Here is a 16,164-nt window from a genome sequence, read left to right as displayed (position 1 = left end):
GCCCAGGTTCAGGCCACAGCCAGCGCGGCGGCAGGCTCGCTGGTGTAGCTGCGCACCAGGCGCAGCAGTTCCTCTTCCGAGTAGGGCTTGCCGAGGTAGTGGTTCACGCCCAGCGTGCGCGCGTAGTCGCGGTGCTTCTCGGCGATGCGCGAGGTGATCATGATGATCGGCAGGCCGGCCATCGAATCGTCCGCGCGGATGTTGCGCGCCAGGTCGAAGCCGTCCATGCGCGGCATCTCGATGTCCGACAGCACCACCGCCGGGCGCTCCTGCTGCAGGCGTTCGAGCGCCTGCAGGCCGTCGGCCGCGAGGGACACGCGATAGCCTTCGCGCTGCAGCAGGCGCTGCGTCACGCGGCGCACGGTGATGGAGTCGTCGACCACCAGCACCAGCGGCACCTGCGGCGCCACCGGAGCCAGCATCGGCAACGGCTCCTGCGGCGCGCCGTGGTCGGCGCCGGCGGCATGCGCGGGCGCGGCCAGCGCGGCGGCCTGGCGCTCGCGCGCCTGGTCGCCATGCACCGCGGCCACCGCCACCGGGTTGTAGATGAGCGCCACCGCGCCCGAAGCCAGCACCGAGATGCCCGCCAGGCCCGGCAGCCGGGCCAGCTGCGGCCCGAGGTTCTTGACCACGACTTCCTGGTTGCCCAGCACTTCGTCCACATGCAGGCCCACCCGCTGCGCCGCGCTTCGCACGATCACGACGGTGTTGTTCCGGCTCGTGGGGTGCTCGCTGCGCGCGGAGGCCTGCAGCAATGCGCCGGCCCAGTAGAAAGGCACCTGCTCGCTGCCGAACGGATGGCTGTTGTGCAGGTAGGCGGCCTCGAGCTCGGTGCTGCTCACGCGCTGCACCAGCTCAACCAGGTTGGACGGCACGCCGATCGACACCTCGCCCGCGCGCAGCATCACCACGTGCGTCACCGCGGTGGTGAGCGGCAGCACCAGCTTGAAGGTGGTGCCCTGGCCGGCCGTGCTGTGCGTTTCGATGCGGCCGCCGAGCGCCGCGATCTGCGCGCGCACCACGTCCATGCCGATGCCGCGGCCGGCCAGTTCGGACACCTGTCCGGCGGTCGAGAAGCCGGGCTTGAAGATCAGCTCGGTGGCTTCTTCGGGCGAGAGTTCATGGCCGGGCGCGAGCAGGCCGAGCGTGCGGGCGCGCTCGGCGATGCGGCCATGGTCGAGGCCGGCGCCGTCGTCGCGGAAGCTCACCGAGACGTCGTTGCCCTCCTGGTGCAGGTCGATCACGATCAGGCCGTTGGCGTCCTTGCCGGCCTTTTCGCGCGCGGCCGGTTCCTCGATGCCGTGCGCCACGCAGTTGCGCAGCAGGTGCTCGAAGGCGGGCGTCATGCGGTCGAGCACGCCGCGGTCCATTTCGATGGAACCGCCGACGATGTCCAGGCGCACCTGCTTGCCGGTGTCCTTGGAGGCCTGGCGCACCACGCGGTAGAGGCGGTCGGAGATGCCCTCGAACTCCACCATGCGCGTGCGCAGCAGGCCGCGCTGCAGTTCGCGCGTCTGGCGCGCCTGCACGCTGAGGTCGTCTTCCGTGGCCTGCACCGTCTTTTGCAGCGTGCGCTGCACGGTGGCCACGTCGTTCACCGACTCGGCCATCATGCGCGTGAGTTCCTGCACGCGGGTGAAGCGGTCGAACTCCAGCGGGTCGAAGCTCTGCTGCGAATCCTTGGCCTGGGCCAGGCGCGACTGCATCTGGCTTTCGGCCTGCACCTCGATGTCGCGCAGCTGCTGGCGCAGGCGGTCGAGGTTGCCCGTGAGGTCGGTGAGCGAACCGCGCAGCTGGCCGAGCTCGGCCTCCAGGCGCGAACGCGTGATGATGACCTCGCCGGTCTGCGCCACCAGGCGGTCGAGCAGCTGGGTGCGGATGCGCACGGCCTGGCTCGACACCGCACGCAGCGGCGCCAGCAGCGCGTGGGCCGGACGCGGCAGCAGCGATGGCGCGGCGGCGGCTTCCGCGTCCGCGCTGGCGTTCTCGTCGCCGGCAACCAGTGTCTCGTCGTTGGCGGACACGCCCGTTTCGGCGGGAACCTGCACCAGCTGCACGCCTGGCGAAGTCACCGAGGCCGTGGCCACCAGTTGGGCCACTTCGGCCTGGGTGGCATCGTCCGCGGCGCGCAGGGCGTCGAAGGTGGCCTGCAGCGCATCGAGGCGCGTGAGCAGCTTCTCGATCTCGGCCCGGTCGGCGCCACCCTGGGTGCCCAGCACTTCGATCTCGGACTCCATGCGGTGCGCGCGCTCGCCCAGGCGCATGGCGCCGGCCAGCCGGGCGCTGCCCTTGAGCGTGTGCAGCGTGCGCAGCACCGAAGCGCGCGGCGCGCTGTCGTCGGGGTGGTGCGCCCATTGGCGCAGCGCCTGGCCCAGCTGGGGCAGCAGTTCCGCCGCTTCTTCCTCGAAGATGGGGAACAGGTCGACGTCGACCGCGTCGACCATGTCGATCGCGTCTTCGGAATCGTCCAGCGCCACGTCGGCCACGTTGCCCTGCGCCACCAGATGCTGGTGCGGGCGGGTCTCGACGCGCGCGGCGGCCTCGGCCGGCATGGGTGCGGCGGCAATGTCGCGCAGCGCCTGCAGCGTTCCCTCGGACGGTTCGCGCAGGAAGCCGACGGCAAACTGGTGCAGCAGGCGGCGCAGTTCGTCGGCCGCGGCCACCAGCACCACGCCCTGTTCGCGCGAGCCGCTGCCCTGCATCTGCAGATGCTGCAGCGCGGCTTCGAGCAGGCGCGCCATGCCCGAGAGGCTGTGGAAGCCGACCGTGGCCGAACTGCCGGCCAGCGAATGCGCGAGCGCAATGGTCGAGTCGGACAGCCGCTCGTGCGATTCGAGCGCCCACTCGCCCACTTCGGTGGCGAGCTGCCGGGACCACTCGTCGGCCTCGTTGAGGTAGACGTTGTAGAGCGCAATGCCGATGCGCAGCGGCCCGATGACCTTGACCTGGTCTTCGGCACCGGAGGCAGCGGCGGCTTCGGCGGTTTCTTCTTCTTCGGCTTCAACCGGCGGGGCGATTTCTTCGGCGGCGACGGGCGCAGCTTCCGCGACCTGGGCCGGTGCTTCGTCGGCGGCGGCAACAACGGCGGATTCTTCGGGCTCCAGCAGCAGGGCCGGTGCGGCCACGGGTTCTTCGGCGGGCACCACTGCTGCGGGCTCTTCCGCCTTCACCGGCATCGGTGCGGGCTCCTCGGCAACTGCCGCGGGCTCGTCCGCCTTCGCCGGCACGATCTCGGTCGCCCAGTCGAGGTCGGGCAGCCCCTCCAGGGCCGGCGATTCGGGCGCATCGGCGGCCGGTGCCGGTTCGACGGCGGGTTCCGCCGTGAAGCGGGCGATCGACTGGACCGGCGCCTCCTGCGCTTTCGCGGGCGCAAGAAAATCGAAGTCGGCGCTGTGGTCGAAGGCCTCGAGCGCTTCGCCATCCGGCACCGGCCGGGATTCGAAGTCCAGGAAATCGGTGGAAGCGAAGTCGTCGTCGGCTTCGGGCTTTGCAGCGGCCGGCGGCGTTTGCGGCGGCAGTTCGAATTGCGCGGCGGGTGCCGTTTCCACCGGCGCTGCGGGAGAAAGCGACAGGTCGGGCAGCTCCGGGAGCTCCAGCGGTTGCGCGAGTTCCGGTGCGGGAGCGGCCAACGGCGGCTCCGCGGCAATGTGGCGCGCGGCCACGGCCAGCGCGTCGGCATCGGCGACCCACGTGGGGGCGGTGGGCACGGGTTCGCCCGCCAGCAGGGCATTGGCCACGCGGCTGAAATGCGCCGACTGCCAGCCGTGCTGGGCACCGGACGCAATGGCTTCGACCCACTGGCCGAATTCCTCGAGCGCCTTGCGGGTGCCGGTGAGCAAGTCGGGCGTGGCGTCGCGCTGGTCGGCCAGCCAGGTGTTGAGCACCTGTTCGAAGGACCAGGCGGCATCGCCGAAGTCGGTCAGGCCGACCATGCGCGAGCTGCCCTTGAGCGTGTGGAACGCGCGCCGCAGGATGGTGAGTTCCTCGGTGTCGTCGGGGTGGCCGCCGAGCTCCTCGATGGCGGCCAGGCCGTTCTGCACCACCTCGCGGGCTTCGTCCAGGAAGATGTTCTGCAGGTCGTCTTCTTCGAGCTCGGTCACCTCGGTATCGGGCAGGGCCGCGGGACCGGCGATCTTGTGGGTCCAGCTGTCGGCCTTGCTGCTGAATTCCTCGATGGGCGAGACCTTCGCCTTGCGGTTGGGCGTGGCGAGCGCGGCGAGCTTCGAGGCGATCTGGGCATCGACCTCCTCGATGCTGAGCACCGCTTCGGCAGCTGCGGGCGCTGCAGCGCCGGGGGTCGCGGCCTCCGCGGCCCCATCGGCGGCCTGGCGGCCCATCAGCGGCTTGAGTTCGCCGGCATCTGCGTCGAACACGAACAGGCGCTTGGCGAGCGTCGGCTGGTAGCCCAGCATGTCGATCAGGAAGCCGAGCGCGCCCAGGTTGTTGCCGAGCGCATCGAAGCTGTGCATCTCCTCGATCGGCGAGGCATTGCCCACCAGCATCTGCTCGACGTCGTCGCGCATGCGCTGGACGGTGCTGGCGGCCTGGTCGAGCCCCAGCACCGAGAACACGCCGCGCATCTGCAGCAGCTGGCTCGGCACGGTGCGCAGCAGGGCCTTCTCGGCCGGGCGGCGGAAATACTGGTCGAGCGATTTCTCGAGCTCGCTCAGGTGGCTGCGCAGTTCGTCGACCACGGTGCCCATGGTCTGGCGGTCGCTCACGCGCCGGTACAGGTCCTCCATCCAGGGCTCGAGCGGCTCCGAATGCCCGCCTGCGCGCACGCGCTCGATGCGGCCGGCCAGCTGCAGGGTGCGGGAGGTGAGCTGCGGATCGCTCGGGTCCAGGTCTTCGAGCGCGGCTTCCAGGTAGAGCACCGAGGTGGCGACTTCCATCGCCAGCTCGGTATCGGGCGGCTGGCTGGAGCGCACCGAGGCGTCGACCGCATGGGTGAGCGCCTCCACCATCGGCGAGATGGGCGGATGGAGCTTCTGCAGCGATTCGCCCAGCTGCGCGAAGGTGTCGGCCACCTGGCGCGTGCGGGTGATGTCGCCGCCCGAGAGCGCCGACCACATTTCCTTGGCGGTTTCGATGCGCTTGCGCGCCTGCGCCAGCACCAGCGGGTCGTAGCGGCCGAACTGCTCGACCGTGTAGTCGACCTGGCGCTCGCCGGCCACGCCCCAGGCGGTGCGAACGGTGCGCAGGGTGGCGGCTTCGTCCTGCGCGCCGGGCACGGCCTGGGCGCAGAAGAACAGCAGGTCCTGGCCCAGGCGGTCGGACACCGCGCTGTCGCCGCGCGCCAGGGTGGCGTACTGCAGCAGCACGCGCGAAGCGGCGCGCTTCACATACGAATCGGCGGGAATCAGCCCGAGCGCCAGGGCCTCGAAGAAGCCGGCGGCCAGGGTCCAGAAGCTGGCGACGCGGGGCAGCAGCGCACCGCGCCCGAGCCCCAGGCACAGCGCATGCAGCCGCCGCGCGGCCTGCGGGTCGCCGGTCTTGACCAGCTGCAGCACCTCGCGGTCGAGCCGCGAACGCACGGCCGGGTCATAGCTGACGGCAGCCTGGGTCAGCGCGGGCCGCACTTCGACCCAGCGCCAGGCCGTGCTCCACAGGTCCGCCGGATGCACGCGCTCGTTGCCGACCAGTTCGAGCACGTCGCGGTATTGCGGGAACAGCGCCACCGAGGACACGGCCTTGCCGGCCAGGAGCGCGTTGAGGAAATCGGTGACGGCAAAGCCGGCGCGCTCGATCTTCTGGACCGCGCTGTCGGTGCAGCGCTGCGGCTCGGCAATGAAGCCCTGCACCGCGAACTCGATGGCGCCGAGCACCAGCGCCGGTGCGGTGTTGCCCACCATCTGCAGCGCGCCCACGGATTGGTGCAGCTGCTGGCGGGCCATCTGCAGCGGGCCGCTTTCGAGCTCCGAGGCATTGCCCACGTCGCGCACGAAGCGCCGCAGCGACTTGCCGACGCTGTCGAGGGATTTCTGGATTTCTCCCAGAACCCAGGCCAGCGGCCCAAGGTCTTCGGTGGCCGGCACGTTGCCAGCGAGGGGGGCCGTGGCAGGGGTTTGAGTCGACACGTTGGATGCTCGCCGTTTTCTTGACTGTCAGTTTTCCACTGGGCGCTGCGCGCCCCGAATGCACGAAGCCCGCGCCATCCTCAAGCGGGTCGGCGAAGCGACACGAAGTGCGCGAAGACTGGGGGAGAGCTTCATCAGGCGATCTTGAATCGGGCCACCGAGCGGCGCAGTTCCTCGGCCATCTGCGACAGCTCGCGCACCTGCTGGGCGGTGTTGCGGGTACCTTCTCCGGTCTGCTCGGTCACGGCAAAGATGTGCTGGATGTTGGCGGCCACCACGTTGGCCGAATCGGCCTCGCGGGAGGCGGACTGCGAAATCTGCTCGATGAGGTCTGCCAGCCGGCGCGACACGCGGTCGATCTCGGACAGCGCGGTACCGGCATTGTCGGACAGCTTGGCCCCTTCGACCACACCCTGCGTGGAACGCTCCATGGCGCCCACCGCGTCCTGCGTGTCGGTCTGAATGGCCTTCACCAGCGCCGAGATCTGGCGCGTGGCGTCGGCGGAGCGTTCAGCCAGGCGCTGCACTTCTTCGGCCACCACCGAGAAGCCGCGGCCGGCTTCACCGGCCGATGCGGCCTGGATGGCGGCGTTCAGCGCCAGCACGTTCGTCTGCTCGGTAATGTCCGAGATCAGCTCGGTGATTTCGCCGATCTCCTGCGACGACTCGCCCAGGCGCTTGATGCGCTTGGAGGTTTCCTGGATCTGGTCGCGGATGGAGTTCATGCCGCCGATGGCGTTCTGCACGGCCTGCAGGCCCGAGGAGGCAGCCTGCAGCGACTGGCGCGCCACCGTGGCGGACTCCTGCGCCTGCGAGGACACGCCGTTGATCCGCTCGGCCATGGTCACCACCGACTGGCCGGTTTCGCGAATCTCGCGCAGCTGCTCGGTCGAGGCGGCGAGCAGTTCGGTGGAGGTGCTTTCCACCTGCGAGGTGGTCTGCGCCACGCGGGTGGCCGTGTTCTGCACGTTGCCCACCAGCAGGCGCAGTTCTTCCACCGTGTAGTTCACCGAGTCGGCGATGGCGCCGGTGATGTCCTCGGTCACGGTGGCTTCCTGCGTCAGGTCGCCTTCGGCCACCGTCTGCAGTTCGTTCATCAGCCGAAGAATGGCGGCCTGGTTGGCGTTGTTGATGCGGCCGGCCTCTTCGCTGGCCTGCTCGGCCGCGAGACGCTCGCGCTCTGCAACGGCGGCACGTTCGCGGCCTTCGCGCACCTGCACGAAACCGATGGCGCCGGCCAGCGCCAGGGCGGCCAGCGAGAGCACGAACAGCATCACGATCGTTCCGGCGCCAAGGCCGGTGCGCGCGGACAGCTTGTCCTGCAGCTCGCCGAGCGATTTGCGCAGGGGTTCGCTGTCGGTCAGGATGGAAGCCTGCGCTTCGCGCGCGGCCACCAGGCCCTGCAGGTTGCCCAGGATGGCCGAGGCCTGCGTGCGCATCTGCTCGTAGGTCTTGAGAATGGCTTCGAGCTGCTGGCGGGTCTGCGGGTCTTTCGAGCCGGGGAAGCGCTGCTGCGCATTGCCGTCGAGCAGGCCGCGCGTGGTTTCCTGGAAGGTGTTCAGGTCCTTGCCGAGCAGGAACACGGCGTCGGGGTTCACGCCCTCGACCGTGAAGAACTCGTTGGTCGACTTGCCGATGCGCTGGGTCAGCATCACGAGCTGGCCGGCCGCCGAGATTTCAGGCAGCGTGGCGTTCTGCTGCATCTTCAGCGAAGCGACGGTTTCCGTCATTTCGAGCAGCGCGGACGACTGCTGGTTGATGTCGCGCAGGGCGGCGCCCACCTGGGTCAGGATCTGGCGCTGGGCCAGCACGACCTTGGCGCTGGCATCGGCACGGACGACCAGGGGGTTGATCTTGGCCATGTCCTCGTCGTACTGGTTGCCCACGCGCTCCAGGCGCAGGGCGTCGTCGCCGTTGGTCAGGCCCTGCACGCGGCGCGTGAGGTCGTCGGCGCTGTCCTTCACTTCGACGAAGGCCGGGGCGCTGCCCACCAGGGCCTGGGAGATCGACTTTGCGAGCCGCTGCGACTGCATCAGCGACTGGCCGGTGGCGGCCACCTGCTGCGCAAGGCGCTCGGCGCGAAGAATGGCGGAGCCGGCCACCAGCAGCAGCAGCAGCACCACCACCGCGAGCATGATGGCCAGGACGCGCTGCTGGCGCGCCGGGTTCGAACCCGCGCGGCCGCCCGCGGCCTGGGGCACGGCGCCTTCGGGCGATGCCGCCTCGTTGGCCGCCTCGCTGCCGCCGAGCATTTCGTCGGCAAAGCCGGCGGGCAGCGGCGCGGCCGGCGCGCCGTCCTTGCGGGCCAGCCGAATGGTCTTTTCCTCCAGGGCCTGAACCGTGTCGACGTCGTCGAGCGATATGGAACCGGAGCCGTCGACGCGGGCCTTGTCGTTGCCGCTGTTCGCGGGCAGTAATTTCTTGAACTTGTCGGCGATCGAGCTCACGGTCGGTCCTTCAGGTGGTTGTCTTTGGGCTGTGCGGAAGCACTAGGCGCCAATACTCAAAAACTCGGGTTGCTGAGAAAGCGCCTGCAGGTTGATTTCCTGCCAGCGCTCGCCCGCCGCATCGGTGTACAGATGCCCCAGCCAGGCGGGTGCCTGTGCGCCAGGCGGCTCCGAAGCCGTGAAGGCCTCGGCGCCGCGCAGTCCCGCCAGCCGGTCGACCAGCAGCGCGCAGTTCACTTCGAGCAGCTCGTTGAGGGCAACGAGCCGCGATTGCATGCGGGCCGCCTCGGTGGCGGCCGTGTTGTCCGGCGCACCCGAGGCGAATGCCGACAGGTGCACCACGCCATAGAGGCCGCCGCGCAGGTTGGCCACGCCCAGGAACCAGGGCTGCGTGTAGGGCACGGGCTGGGGCGGCGTCCACGGGAAGATTTCCCCCGCGTGGCCGAGTGGGAACAGGTACTTGCCCTCGCCCGCCTCGACCGCGAGCCACGAGGCGGCGACGCCGGTCGTGCGCGCAGCCTGCAGGCGGCTTGCAAGCCGGGACTGGAAGGCTCGGAGAGCGTCGCGATTGGCCATGGACTCGGCAGGCGCCTGCTCAGGCCAGCGCGCTGATCTTGGACATCAGCTCGGCCGCGTTGACCGGCTTCACGATGTAGTCTCGGGCGCCCTGGCGCATGCCCCAGACGCGATCGGTTTCCTGGTTCTTGCTGGTGCACAGGATGATCGGGATGGCGGCGTACTGCGGATCGCGGGCAATCGCGCGCGTCAGCTGGAAGCCGTTCTGGCCGGGCATGACGACGTCCATGAGGATCAGGTCGGGCTGGTCCTCTTCGAGGCGGCGCATGGCGTCCTCGGCGTTTTCGGCGGTCTTGACCGCAAAGCCGTTCTTCTGGAGCAGGTCCGAGAGGAACACCAGTTCCGTCTTGGAGTCGTCGACGACGAGGATTTTTCGAATGGGCATTTACTGCACTTCCTGTTGAAGGGTGCCAAACTGCTGCACGGCCTGCAGCAGCTGGTCTTTGGTGAAGGGTTTGGTCAGGTAGTCCTGCGACCCGACCATGCGGCCGCGCGCCTTGTCGAAGACGCCGTCTTTCGAGGAGAGCATCACGACCGGAACATTGGAGAAATGAGCGTTGCGCTTGATGATGGCGCAGGTCTGGTAGCCGTCCAGCCGCGGCATCAGGATGTCGCAGAAAATCAGATGCGGCTTGTGGTCGTTAACCTTGGAGAGCGCGTCGAAGCCGTCTTCCGCGAGAAGAACCTCGTGCCCGCCCTGCTTCAGAAATATTTCGGCACTGCGCCGGATCGTATTGCTGTCGTCGATGACGAGCACCTTGTAACCTGATCCATTCGGCCCCATTGCACATGCTCCTGCTGAGATGAGACTTGGATGCCCGCCGCACCGTACATCGGCGCAAATCGCGTAGCCCTATGCCATGCTTTCAGATTTCAACCATTTCGAAGTCTTCCTTGCGCGCACCGCACTCAGGACAGGTCCAGTTCATCGGAACATCGGCCCAGGCCGTGCCTGCCGCGATGCCGTCTTCCGGTACACCAACCGCTTCGTCATAGATCCACCCACAAATCAGGCACATCCAAGTTTTCGTATTCATCGGAGCTTAAAGTCCTTGTTCATTAAATGCAACGAGTGTATCTATGCGTATCTCACTGGCGGACGGTAAACGTCGCGCCTATGCCACCATCCAGGGGATTTCGCCCGGCGTATGACCATCTACTTACATCCAGCAGACCACGCCCGCAAACCGGGCAATCTTAACGACCCCTCGCCGGACGCCGAAGAGGTGGCCGAGCGCGACCTGAATCCGCCCTGCGTGCTGGTCTTCAACGCCAGCGATCCGAGCGGCGCGGGCGGCCTGGGCGCGGACGCACTGGCCATGGCCTCGGTCGGCGCGCACATGCTGCCGGTGGTGACAGGCGCCTACGCCCGCGACACAGCCGAGATCTTCGACCATTTCGCCTTCGAGGAAGAGGCCATCGCCGAGCAGGCGCGCGCCATCCTCGAGGACGTGGAGGTCCAGCTCATCAAGGTGGGCTTCGTCGGAACGCCCGACGCGCTGAGCACCATCGCCGAGACCGCCTCCGACTACCCCGAGGTGCCGCTGGTGGCCTACATGCCCAACCTTTCCTGGTGGGACGAGGACCTCATCGAGGGCTATCTGGACGCCTTCCGCGAGCTGCTGCTGCCCCAGGCCACAGTGTTGGTTGGAAACCACAGTACGCTGTGGCGCTGGCTGCTGCCCGACTGGAGCGGCGAGCGTCCGCCCGGCGCGCGCGACATCGCCAAGGCCGCCGGCGAGTTCGGCGTGCCCTACACGCTGGTGACCGGCATGGTGCTGCCCGACCAGTTCATCGACAACGTGCTGGCCTCGCCGCAGTCGGTGCTCGCCAGCGAGAAATACGAGCGGCTCGAAGCGGTCTTTGCCGGCGCGGGCGACACGCTGTCGGCCGCGCTGGCCGCCCTGCTCGCGAGCGGCACCGACCTGGTGGCCGCCACCACCGAGGCCCTGGCCTACATGGACCGCTGCCTCGACGCGGGTTTCCGGCCCGGCATGGGCCACGTGCTGCCGGACCGCCTGTTCTGGGCCGAGCCGGAAGACGACGATGACGACGATGAAGACCCCGACGCGCCGCAAGACTTTGCCCTGCCCCCTCACGACACCCGACACTGATGCCAAACGCTGACCAAAACGACATTCTTTTCGAGCGCGCCCGCGCCGTCATCCCCGGCGGCGTCAATTCGCCGGTGCGCGCCTTCAAGGCCGTGGGCGGCACGCCGCGCTTCATCCGCCGCGCCGAGGGCGCCTATTTCTGGGACGCCAACGACAAGCGCTACATCGACTACATCGGCTCCTGGGGCCCGATGATCCTGGGCCACGGCCACCCCGCGGTGGTCGAGGCGGTGCAGAAGGCCGTGCTCGAGGGCTTTTCCTATGGCGCGCCGACCGAGCGCGAGATCGAGCTGGCCGAAGCCATCCTGGCGCTGATGCCGTCGATGGAGATGGTGCGGCTCGTGAGCTCGGGCACCGAGGCCGCCATGAGCGCGCTGCGCCTGGCGCGCGGCGCCACCGGCCGCAAGCACATCATCAAGTTCGAGGGCTGCTACCACGGCCATGCCGATGCGCTGCTGGTGAAAGCCGGCTCCGGCCTTGCCACCTTCGGCCACCCCACTTCGGCCGGCGTGCCGCCCGAGGTCACGCAGCACACGCTGGTGCTCGAGTACAACAACATCGCGCAGCTCGAGGAAGCCTTCGCGCTGCACGGCAACGACATCGCCTGCCTGATGATCGAGGCGATTGCCGGCAACATGAACTTCGTGCGCGCCACGCCCGCCTTCGCCGCCCGCTGCCGCGAGCTGTGCACGCAGCACGGCGCGCTGCTGGTGTTCGACGAGGTGATGACCGGCTTTCGCGTCGGCCTGCACGGCGCGCAGGGCGTGCTGGGCATCACGCCCGACCTCACGGTGCTCGGCAAGGTCATCGGCGGCGGCATGCCGCTGGCGGCCTTCGGCGGCCCGCGCGCCATCATGGAGCAGCTCGCGCCGCTCGGCCCGGTCTACCAGGCCGGCACGCTGTCGGGCAACCCGGTGGCCACGGCCTGCGGCCTTGCCACGCTGAAGGAAATCTCGAAGCCCGGCTTCTATGAGGCACTGGCGAAGAAGACGCGCTCGCTCGCCGACGGCCTCAAGGCCGCCGCCGCGGCCGAGGGGCTGCCCTTCAACGCCGACAGCGAGGGCGGCATGTTCGGCTTCTTCCTGATGAACGAGCTGCCGCAGAACTACGCGACCGTGATGACCACCGACAACGCGAAGTTCAACGCGCTGTTCCACGGCCTGCTGGAGCGCGGCGTGTACATCGCGCCGGCGCTCTACGAGGCCGGCTTCGTGAGCGCGGCGCATGGCGACGACGACATTGCCGCAACCATTGATGCGGCGCGGCAGGTTTTCAGGACGCTGCGCTCGCTCTGATCTGTGTCTGTTGCGGGGCGCCGAAAGGCGCCCCTGCCCGAGCGCGCAGGCTCAGTGCCGGAAGTGGCGCACGCCCGAGAGCACCATGACCACGCCGCGCTCGTCGGCGGCATCGATCACTTCCTGGTCGCGCATCGAGCCGCCCGGCTGGATCACGCAGCTCGCGCCGGCATCGACCACCACGTCGAGCCCGTCGCGGAACGGGAAGAAGGCGTCGCTTGCCACCGCCGTGCCCTTCAGCGAGAGGCCCGCATGCTCGGCCTTGATGCTCGCGATGCGCGCCGAGTCGAGGCGGCTCATCTGGCCCGCGCCCACGCCCATGGTCATGCCGCCGGCGCAGAACACGATGGCGTTGCTCTTCACGTACTTGGCGACCTTCCATGCGAACAGCAGGTCCTGCAGTTGCTCGGGCGTGGGCTGCTTCTTCGTAACCACCTTGAGGTCGCTCGCCGCGAGCTCGTGGTTGTCGGCGGTCTGCATCAACAGGCCCGAACCGACGCGCTTGACGTCCATGAGGTTGCGGCCGTTGTCCCAGTCGGTGGTGCCGCCTGGCGGCAGTGCGATCTCGAGCACGCGCACGTTCTGCTTGACCTTGGTGGCCTGGAACACGGCGAGCGCCTCGGGCGTGTAGCCCGGCGCCATCAGCACTTCGACGAACTGCTTGGCAATGGCCTGCGCGGTCTCGCCATCGACCGGGCGGTTGAAGGCGATGATGCCGCCGAAGGCCGAGGTCGGGTCGGTCTTGAAGGCCTTGCCGTAGGCTTCGGCCGCGTCCTTGCCGACGGCCACGCCGCAGGGGTTGGCGTGCTTCACGATCACGCAGGCGGGCACATCGAAGCTCTTCACGCATTCCCATGCGGCGTCGGCATCGGCGATGTTGTTGTAGCTGAGCTCCTTGCCCTGCAGTTGCTTCGCCGACACCAGCGAGCCGGGCGCCGGATGCAGGTCGCGGTAGAACGCGGCCTGCTGGTGCGGGTTCTCGCCGTAGCGCAGGTCCTGCACCTTCACGAAGCGGCCGTTGCTTTGCGCCGGGAACAGCGAGCGCGTGGGCGAAGGCTGGCCGATGCTGGCGTCGAAGTCGATGGCCGAGAGATAGTCGCTGATGGCGCCGTCGTAGTCGGCGATGCGGTTGAACGCGGCCACCGAGAACGCGAACTTGGTCTTGTCGCTGAGCTTGCCGCCGGCCTGGAGCTCGGCCAGCGCCACGGCGTACTGCGAGGCGTCGGTCAGCACGCCCACGTCCTTCCAGTTCTTGGCCGCGCTGCGCACCATGGCGGGGCCGCCGATGTCGATGTTCTCGATCGCGTCTTCGAGCGTGCAGCCGGCCTTGGCCACCGTGGCTTCGAACGGATAGAGATTGACCACCAGCAGGTCGATGGTGTCGATGCCGTGTTCCTGGATGGCCGCCACGTGCGCGGGCAGGTCGCGCCGCGCGAGCAGGCCGCCATGGATCTTGGGGTGCAGCGTTTTCACGCGGCCGTCGAGCATTTCGGGAAAGCCGGTGTGGTCGGCCACTTCGGTCACGGGCAGGCCGGCATCGGCCAGCAGCTTGGCGGTGCCGCCGGTGGACAGCAGCTTGATGCCCAGCGCATGCAGCGCCTGCGCGAATTCGAGGATGCCGGTTTTGTCGGAGACGGAGATGAGTGCGGTCTGGGCCATGGAATATGCCGTGGAGTTATTTATTTCAGGAGTTTGTGTTCAACCAGCTTCTTGCGAAGCGTGTTGCGATTCAGGCCCAACCATTGCGCGGCCTTCGACTGATTGCCCTCGGCGCGCGTCATCACGACGTCGAGCAGGGGCTTCTCGACCACACGCACGAGCATCTCGTACATGCCGTCGGGTTCGGTGCCGCGCAGATCACGAAAGTAGCTGTCCAGACTGGTGCGCACGCAGTCCTCGATGTGTTTCTTGCTCATGCTTTTTCTTCTCTTCCTCTCAACCGGCGGCGCAGGCCGCCTCCTCTTCACCGGACAGCTCTTCGGCCGCCTGGTGCACGGGCATGCGGTCCATGCGGTCCGCCAACCCGTCGAAATAATCGCCGACCGCGCGCAGTTGCGCAGCGGAGTCTTCGATGGTGTTCATCCGTGCGCGGAAGGCTTCGCCGTCCGGCAGCGTGCGCACATACCAGCCGATGTGCTTGCGCGCGGTGCGCACGCCGCTGAATTCGCCGTAGAGCGCGTAGTGCTCCACCAGGTGGTCGAGCAGCAGGCGGCGCACTTCGGCGACAAGCGGCGGCGCAAGGTGCGTGCCCGTGGCCAGGAAATGGGAGATCTCGCGGAAGATCCAGGGCCGCCCCTGCGCGGCGCGGCCGATCATCACCGCGTCGGCGCCCGTGGCCGCGAGCACTTCGCGCGCCTTCTCGGGCGAGCGGATGTCGCCATTGGCCACCACCGGCACGCGCACCGCGGCCTTCACTGCGGCAATGGTGTCGTACTCGGCGCTGCCCTTGTAGCCTTGCTCGCGGGTGCGGCCATGGACAGTGAGCATTTGCACGCCGGCCGATTCGAAATCGCGCGCGAGCTTCACTGCGTTGCGGTGCTCTTCGCTCCAGCCGGTGCGCATCTTGAGCGTGACCGGCACGTTGTGGGGCTGCGCTGCATCGACCACGGCCTGCACGATTTCAAGCGCCAGCGGCTCGTCGCGCATCAGCGCCGAACCGGCCCACTTGTTGCAGACCTTCTTGGCCGGGCAGCCCATGTTGATGTCGATGATCTGCGCGCCGCGCTCGATGTTGTAGACCGCGGCCTCGGCCATCATGGCCGCATCGGTGCCGGCAATCTGCACCGCGATGGGACCGGGCTCGCCGTCGTGGTTGGCGCGGCGCGAGGTCTTGAGCGTGTTCCAGAGTTCCTTGCGCGAGGTGACCATCTCGCTGACCGCATAGCCCGCGCCGAGTTCACGGCACAGCATGCGGAACGGCCGGTCCGTCACGCCGGCCATGGGCGCGACGAACAGGCGGTTTTCCAGCGTGTGGGTGCCGATCTGCAAGGTCATGAAGTGGAAGGCGTCGCGAGAGCGGCTGCTGAAAAATGAGGCACGATTGTAGCCACGCGCGATGCCATGCGCTGAAACGATTTGCGCGCGCGGTACACCGCAAGCAACGGCTGCATCCGGCGCTTTCTCCGACCTGGCGCAGAGGGGCCGCTGCCTATACTGCGTCGACTCATTTCACTTTATGCAAGCCTGGCTCGACGCACTCCTGGCGCTCCTTGCGCTTCCGCAATACGGACTCTCCACGCTGTTCATCGCGGCCTTCGTTTCGGCCACGCTGCTGCCGGTGGGCTCGGAGCCCATTCTTTTCGGCCTGCTCAAGCTCAACCCCGACATGTTCTGGCCGGCGATCCTGGTCGCGACGGTGGGCAACACGCTGGGCGGTGCGGTCGACTGGTGGATGGGCTACGGCGCGCACAAGGTGGCAGACAAATATTCGCACTCGAAACATCATGTGCGGGTCTTGGGCTGGCTGGAGCGGCTCGGACCCAAGGCCTGCCTGCTGAGCTGGCTGCCGCTGGTGGGCGATCCGCTGTGCGCGGTGGCCGGCTGGCTCAAGCTGCCGTTCTGGCCATGCCTCGGCTACATGGCCATCGGGAAGTTCCTGCGCTATGTCTGCATGACGGTCGCGCTGCTCTACGTGTTTCCGTCGTGAAGCGAACGC

12 protein-coding genes are annotated in these 16,164 nt (G+C 68.2%); 3 read left to right on the top strand and 9 right to left on the bottom strand.

The genetic code is table 11. The features are described 5' to 3' along the window. Positions 1 to 8 precede the first annotated feature (8 nt). The 6 genes from AC1DMS_RS26945 to AC1DMS_RS26920 form a co-directional block, all read right to left on the bottom strand. Entirely contained in the window at positions 9 to 6,077 is a 6,069-nt protein-coding gene (locus tag AC1DMS_RS26945) for a hybrid sensor histidine kinase/response regulator (protein ID WP_478181961.1), read from the bottom strand. Between the two features lie 134 nt (positions 6,078 to 6,211). After that, complete coding sequence (locus AC1DMS_RS26940) at positions 6,212 to 8,524, bottom strand: methyl-accepting chemotaxis protein (protein WP_015867387.1); 2,313 nt, start codon at positions 8,522 to 8,524, stop codon at positions 6,212 to 6,214. 42 nt (positions 8,525 to 8,566) lie between these two features. Continuing rightward, entirely contained in the window at positions 8,567 to 9,100 is a 534-nt protein-coding gene (locus tag AC1DMS_RS26935; protein WP_015867388.1) for a chemotaxis protein CheW, read from the bottom strand. Positions 9,101 to 9,119: 19 nt separating this feature from the next. Beyond that, a complete protein-coding gene (locus AC1DMS_RS26930; RefSeq protein WP_015867389.1) occupies positions 9,120 to 9,485 on the bottom strand; it encodes a response regulator in 366 nt (121 codons plus the stop codon). After that, positions 9,486 to 9,884 (bottom strand): response regulator, encoded by a 399-nt coding sequence (locus AC1DMS_RS26925; protein WP_015867390.1) that lies wholly within the window; start codon positions 9,882 to 9,884, stop codon positions 9,486 to 9,488. A gap of 82 nt (positions 9,885 to 9,966) precedes the next feature. Next, positions 9,967 to 10,137 (bottom strand): rubredoxin, encoded by a 171-nt coding sequence (locus AC1DMS_RS26920; RefSeq protein ID WP_007838397.1) that lies wholly within the window; start codon positions 10,135 to 10,137, stop codon positions 9,967 to 9,969. Positions 10,138 to 10,248: 111 nt separating this feature from the next. On the opposite strand from AC1DMS_RS26920, the gene thiD reads away from it, so the two are divergent. Together thiD and hemL are read left to right on the top strand one after the other, a co-directional pair. Next, the gene (gene thiD / locus AC1DMS_RS26915) at positions 10,249 to 11,214 is read left to right on the top strand and encodes a bifunctional hydroxymethylpyrimidine kinase/phosphomethylpyrimidine kinase (protein WP_015867391.1); all 966 of its coding nucleotides are present in this window, start codon (positions 10,249 to 10,251) and stop codon (positions 11,212 to 11,214) included. Then, positions 11,214 to 12,509 (top strand): glutamate-1-semialdehyde 2,1-aminomutase, encoded by a 1,296-nt coding sequence (gene hemL, locus AC1DMS_RS26910; RefSeq protein ID WP_436301756.1) that lies wholly within the window; start codon positions 11,214 to 11,216, stop codon positions 12,507 to 12,509. The genes thiD and hemL overlap by 1 nt, the downstream gene beginning before the upstream one ends. A gap of 51 nt (positions 12,510 to 12,560) precedes the next feature. On the opposite strand, the gene purH is transcribed toward hemL, so the two are convergent. The 3 genes from purH to dusB are packed head-to-tail and all read right to left on the bottom strand — an operon-like array spanning position 12,561 to position 15,503. Further along, positions 12,561 to 14,168 (bottom strand): bifunctional phosphoribosylaminoimidazolecarboxamide formyltransferase/IMP cyclohydrolase, encoded by a 1,608-nt coding sequence (gene purH / locus AC1DMS_RS26905; RefSeq protein WP_412511917.1) that lies wholly within the window; start codon positions 14,166 to 14,168, stop codon positions 12,561 to 12,563. A gap of 20 nt (positions 14,169 to 14,188) precedes the next feature. Next, positions 14,189 to 14,425, bottom strand: a complete 237-nt coding sequence (locus AC1DMS_RS26900; RefSeq protein WP_007838304.1) for a Fis family transcriptional regulator — start codon at positions 14,423 to 14,425, stop codon at positions 14,189 to 14,191. Between the two features lie 19 nt (positions 14,426 to 14,444). Then, the gene (gene dusB / locus AC1DMS_RS26895) at positions 14,445 to 15,503 is read right to left on the bottom strand and encodes a tRNA dihydrouridine synthase DusB (RefSeq protein WP_307595672.1); all 1,059 of its coding nucleotides are present in this window, start codon (positions 15,501 to 15,503) and stop codon (positions 14,445 to 14,447) included. Positions 15,504 to 15,684: 181 nt separating this feature from the next. Here dusB and AC1DMS_RS26890 point away from each other — a divergent pair, with 181 nt between their 5' ends. After that, positions 15,685 to 16,155, top strand: coding sequence for a YqaA family protein (locus AC1DMS_RS26890; protein WP_015867395.1), 471 nt, complete (start codon positions 15,685 to 15,687; stop codon positions 16,153 to 16,155). The last annotated feature ends 9 nt before the right edge of the window (positions 16,156 to 16,164 follow it).

This window comes from Variovorax sp. 05T418 (assembly GCF_056396385.1).
This window is presented reverse-complemented; position numbering and strand designations above follow the sequence as displayed.

Coding starts and splice junctions, on each gene's coding strand:
- purH (WP_412511917.1), bottom strand. CDS start 14,168: ATGGCCCAGACCGCACTCATCTCCGTCTCCGACAAAACCGGCATCCTC.
- AC1DMS_RS26890 (WP_015867395.1), top strand. CDS start 15,685: ATGCAAGCCTGGCTCGACGCACTCCTGGCGCTCCTTGCGCTTCCGCAA.
- AC1DMS_RS26935 (WP_015867388.1), bottom strand. CDS start 9,100: ATGGCCAATCGCGACGCTCTCCGAGCCTTCCAGTCCCGGCTTGCAAGC.
- AC1DMS_RS26925 (WP_015867390.1), bottom strand. CDS start 9,884: ATGGGGCCGAATGGATCAGGTTACAAGGTGCTCGTCATCGACGACAGC.
- AC1DMS_RS26920 (WP_007838397.1), bottom strand. CDS start 10,137: ATGAATACGAAAACTTGGATGTGCCTGATTTGTGGGTGGATCTATGAC.
- AC1DMS_RS26900 (WP_007838304.1), bottom strand. CDS start 14,425: ATGAGCAAGAAACACATCGAGGACTGCGTGCGCACCAGTCTGGACAGC.
- thiD (WP_015867391.1), top strand. CDS start 10,249: ATGACCATCTACTTACATCCAGCAGACCACGCCCGCAAACCGGGCAAT.
- hemL (WP_436301756.1), top strand. CDS start 11,214: ATGCCAAACGCTGACCAAAACGACATTCTTTTCGAGCGCGCCCGCGCC.
- AC1DMS_RS26930 (WP_015867389.1), bottom strand. CDS start 9,485: ATGCCCATTCGAAAAATCCTCGTCGTCGACGACTCCAAGACGGAACTG.
- dusB (WP_307595672.1), bottom strand. CDS start 15,503: ATGACCTTGCAGATCGGCACCCACACGCTGGAAAACCGCCTGTTCGTC.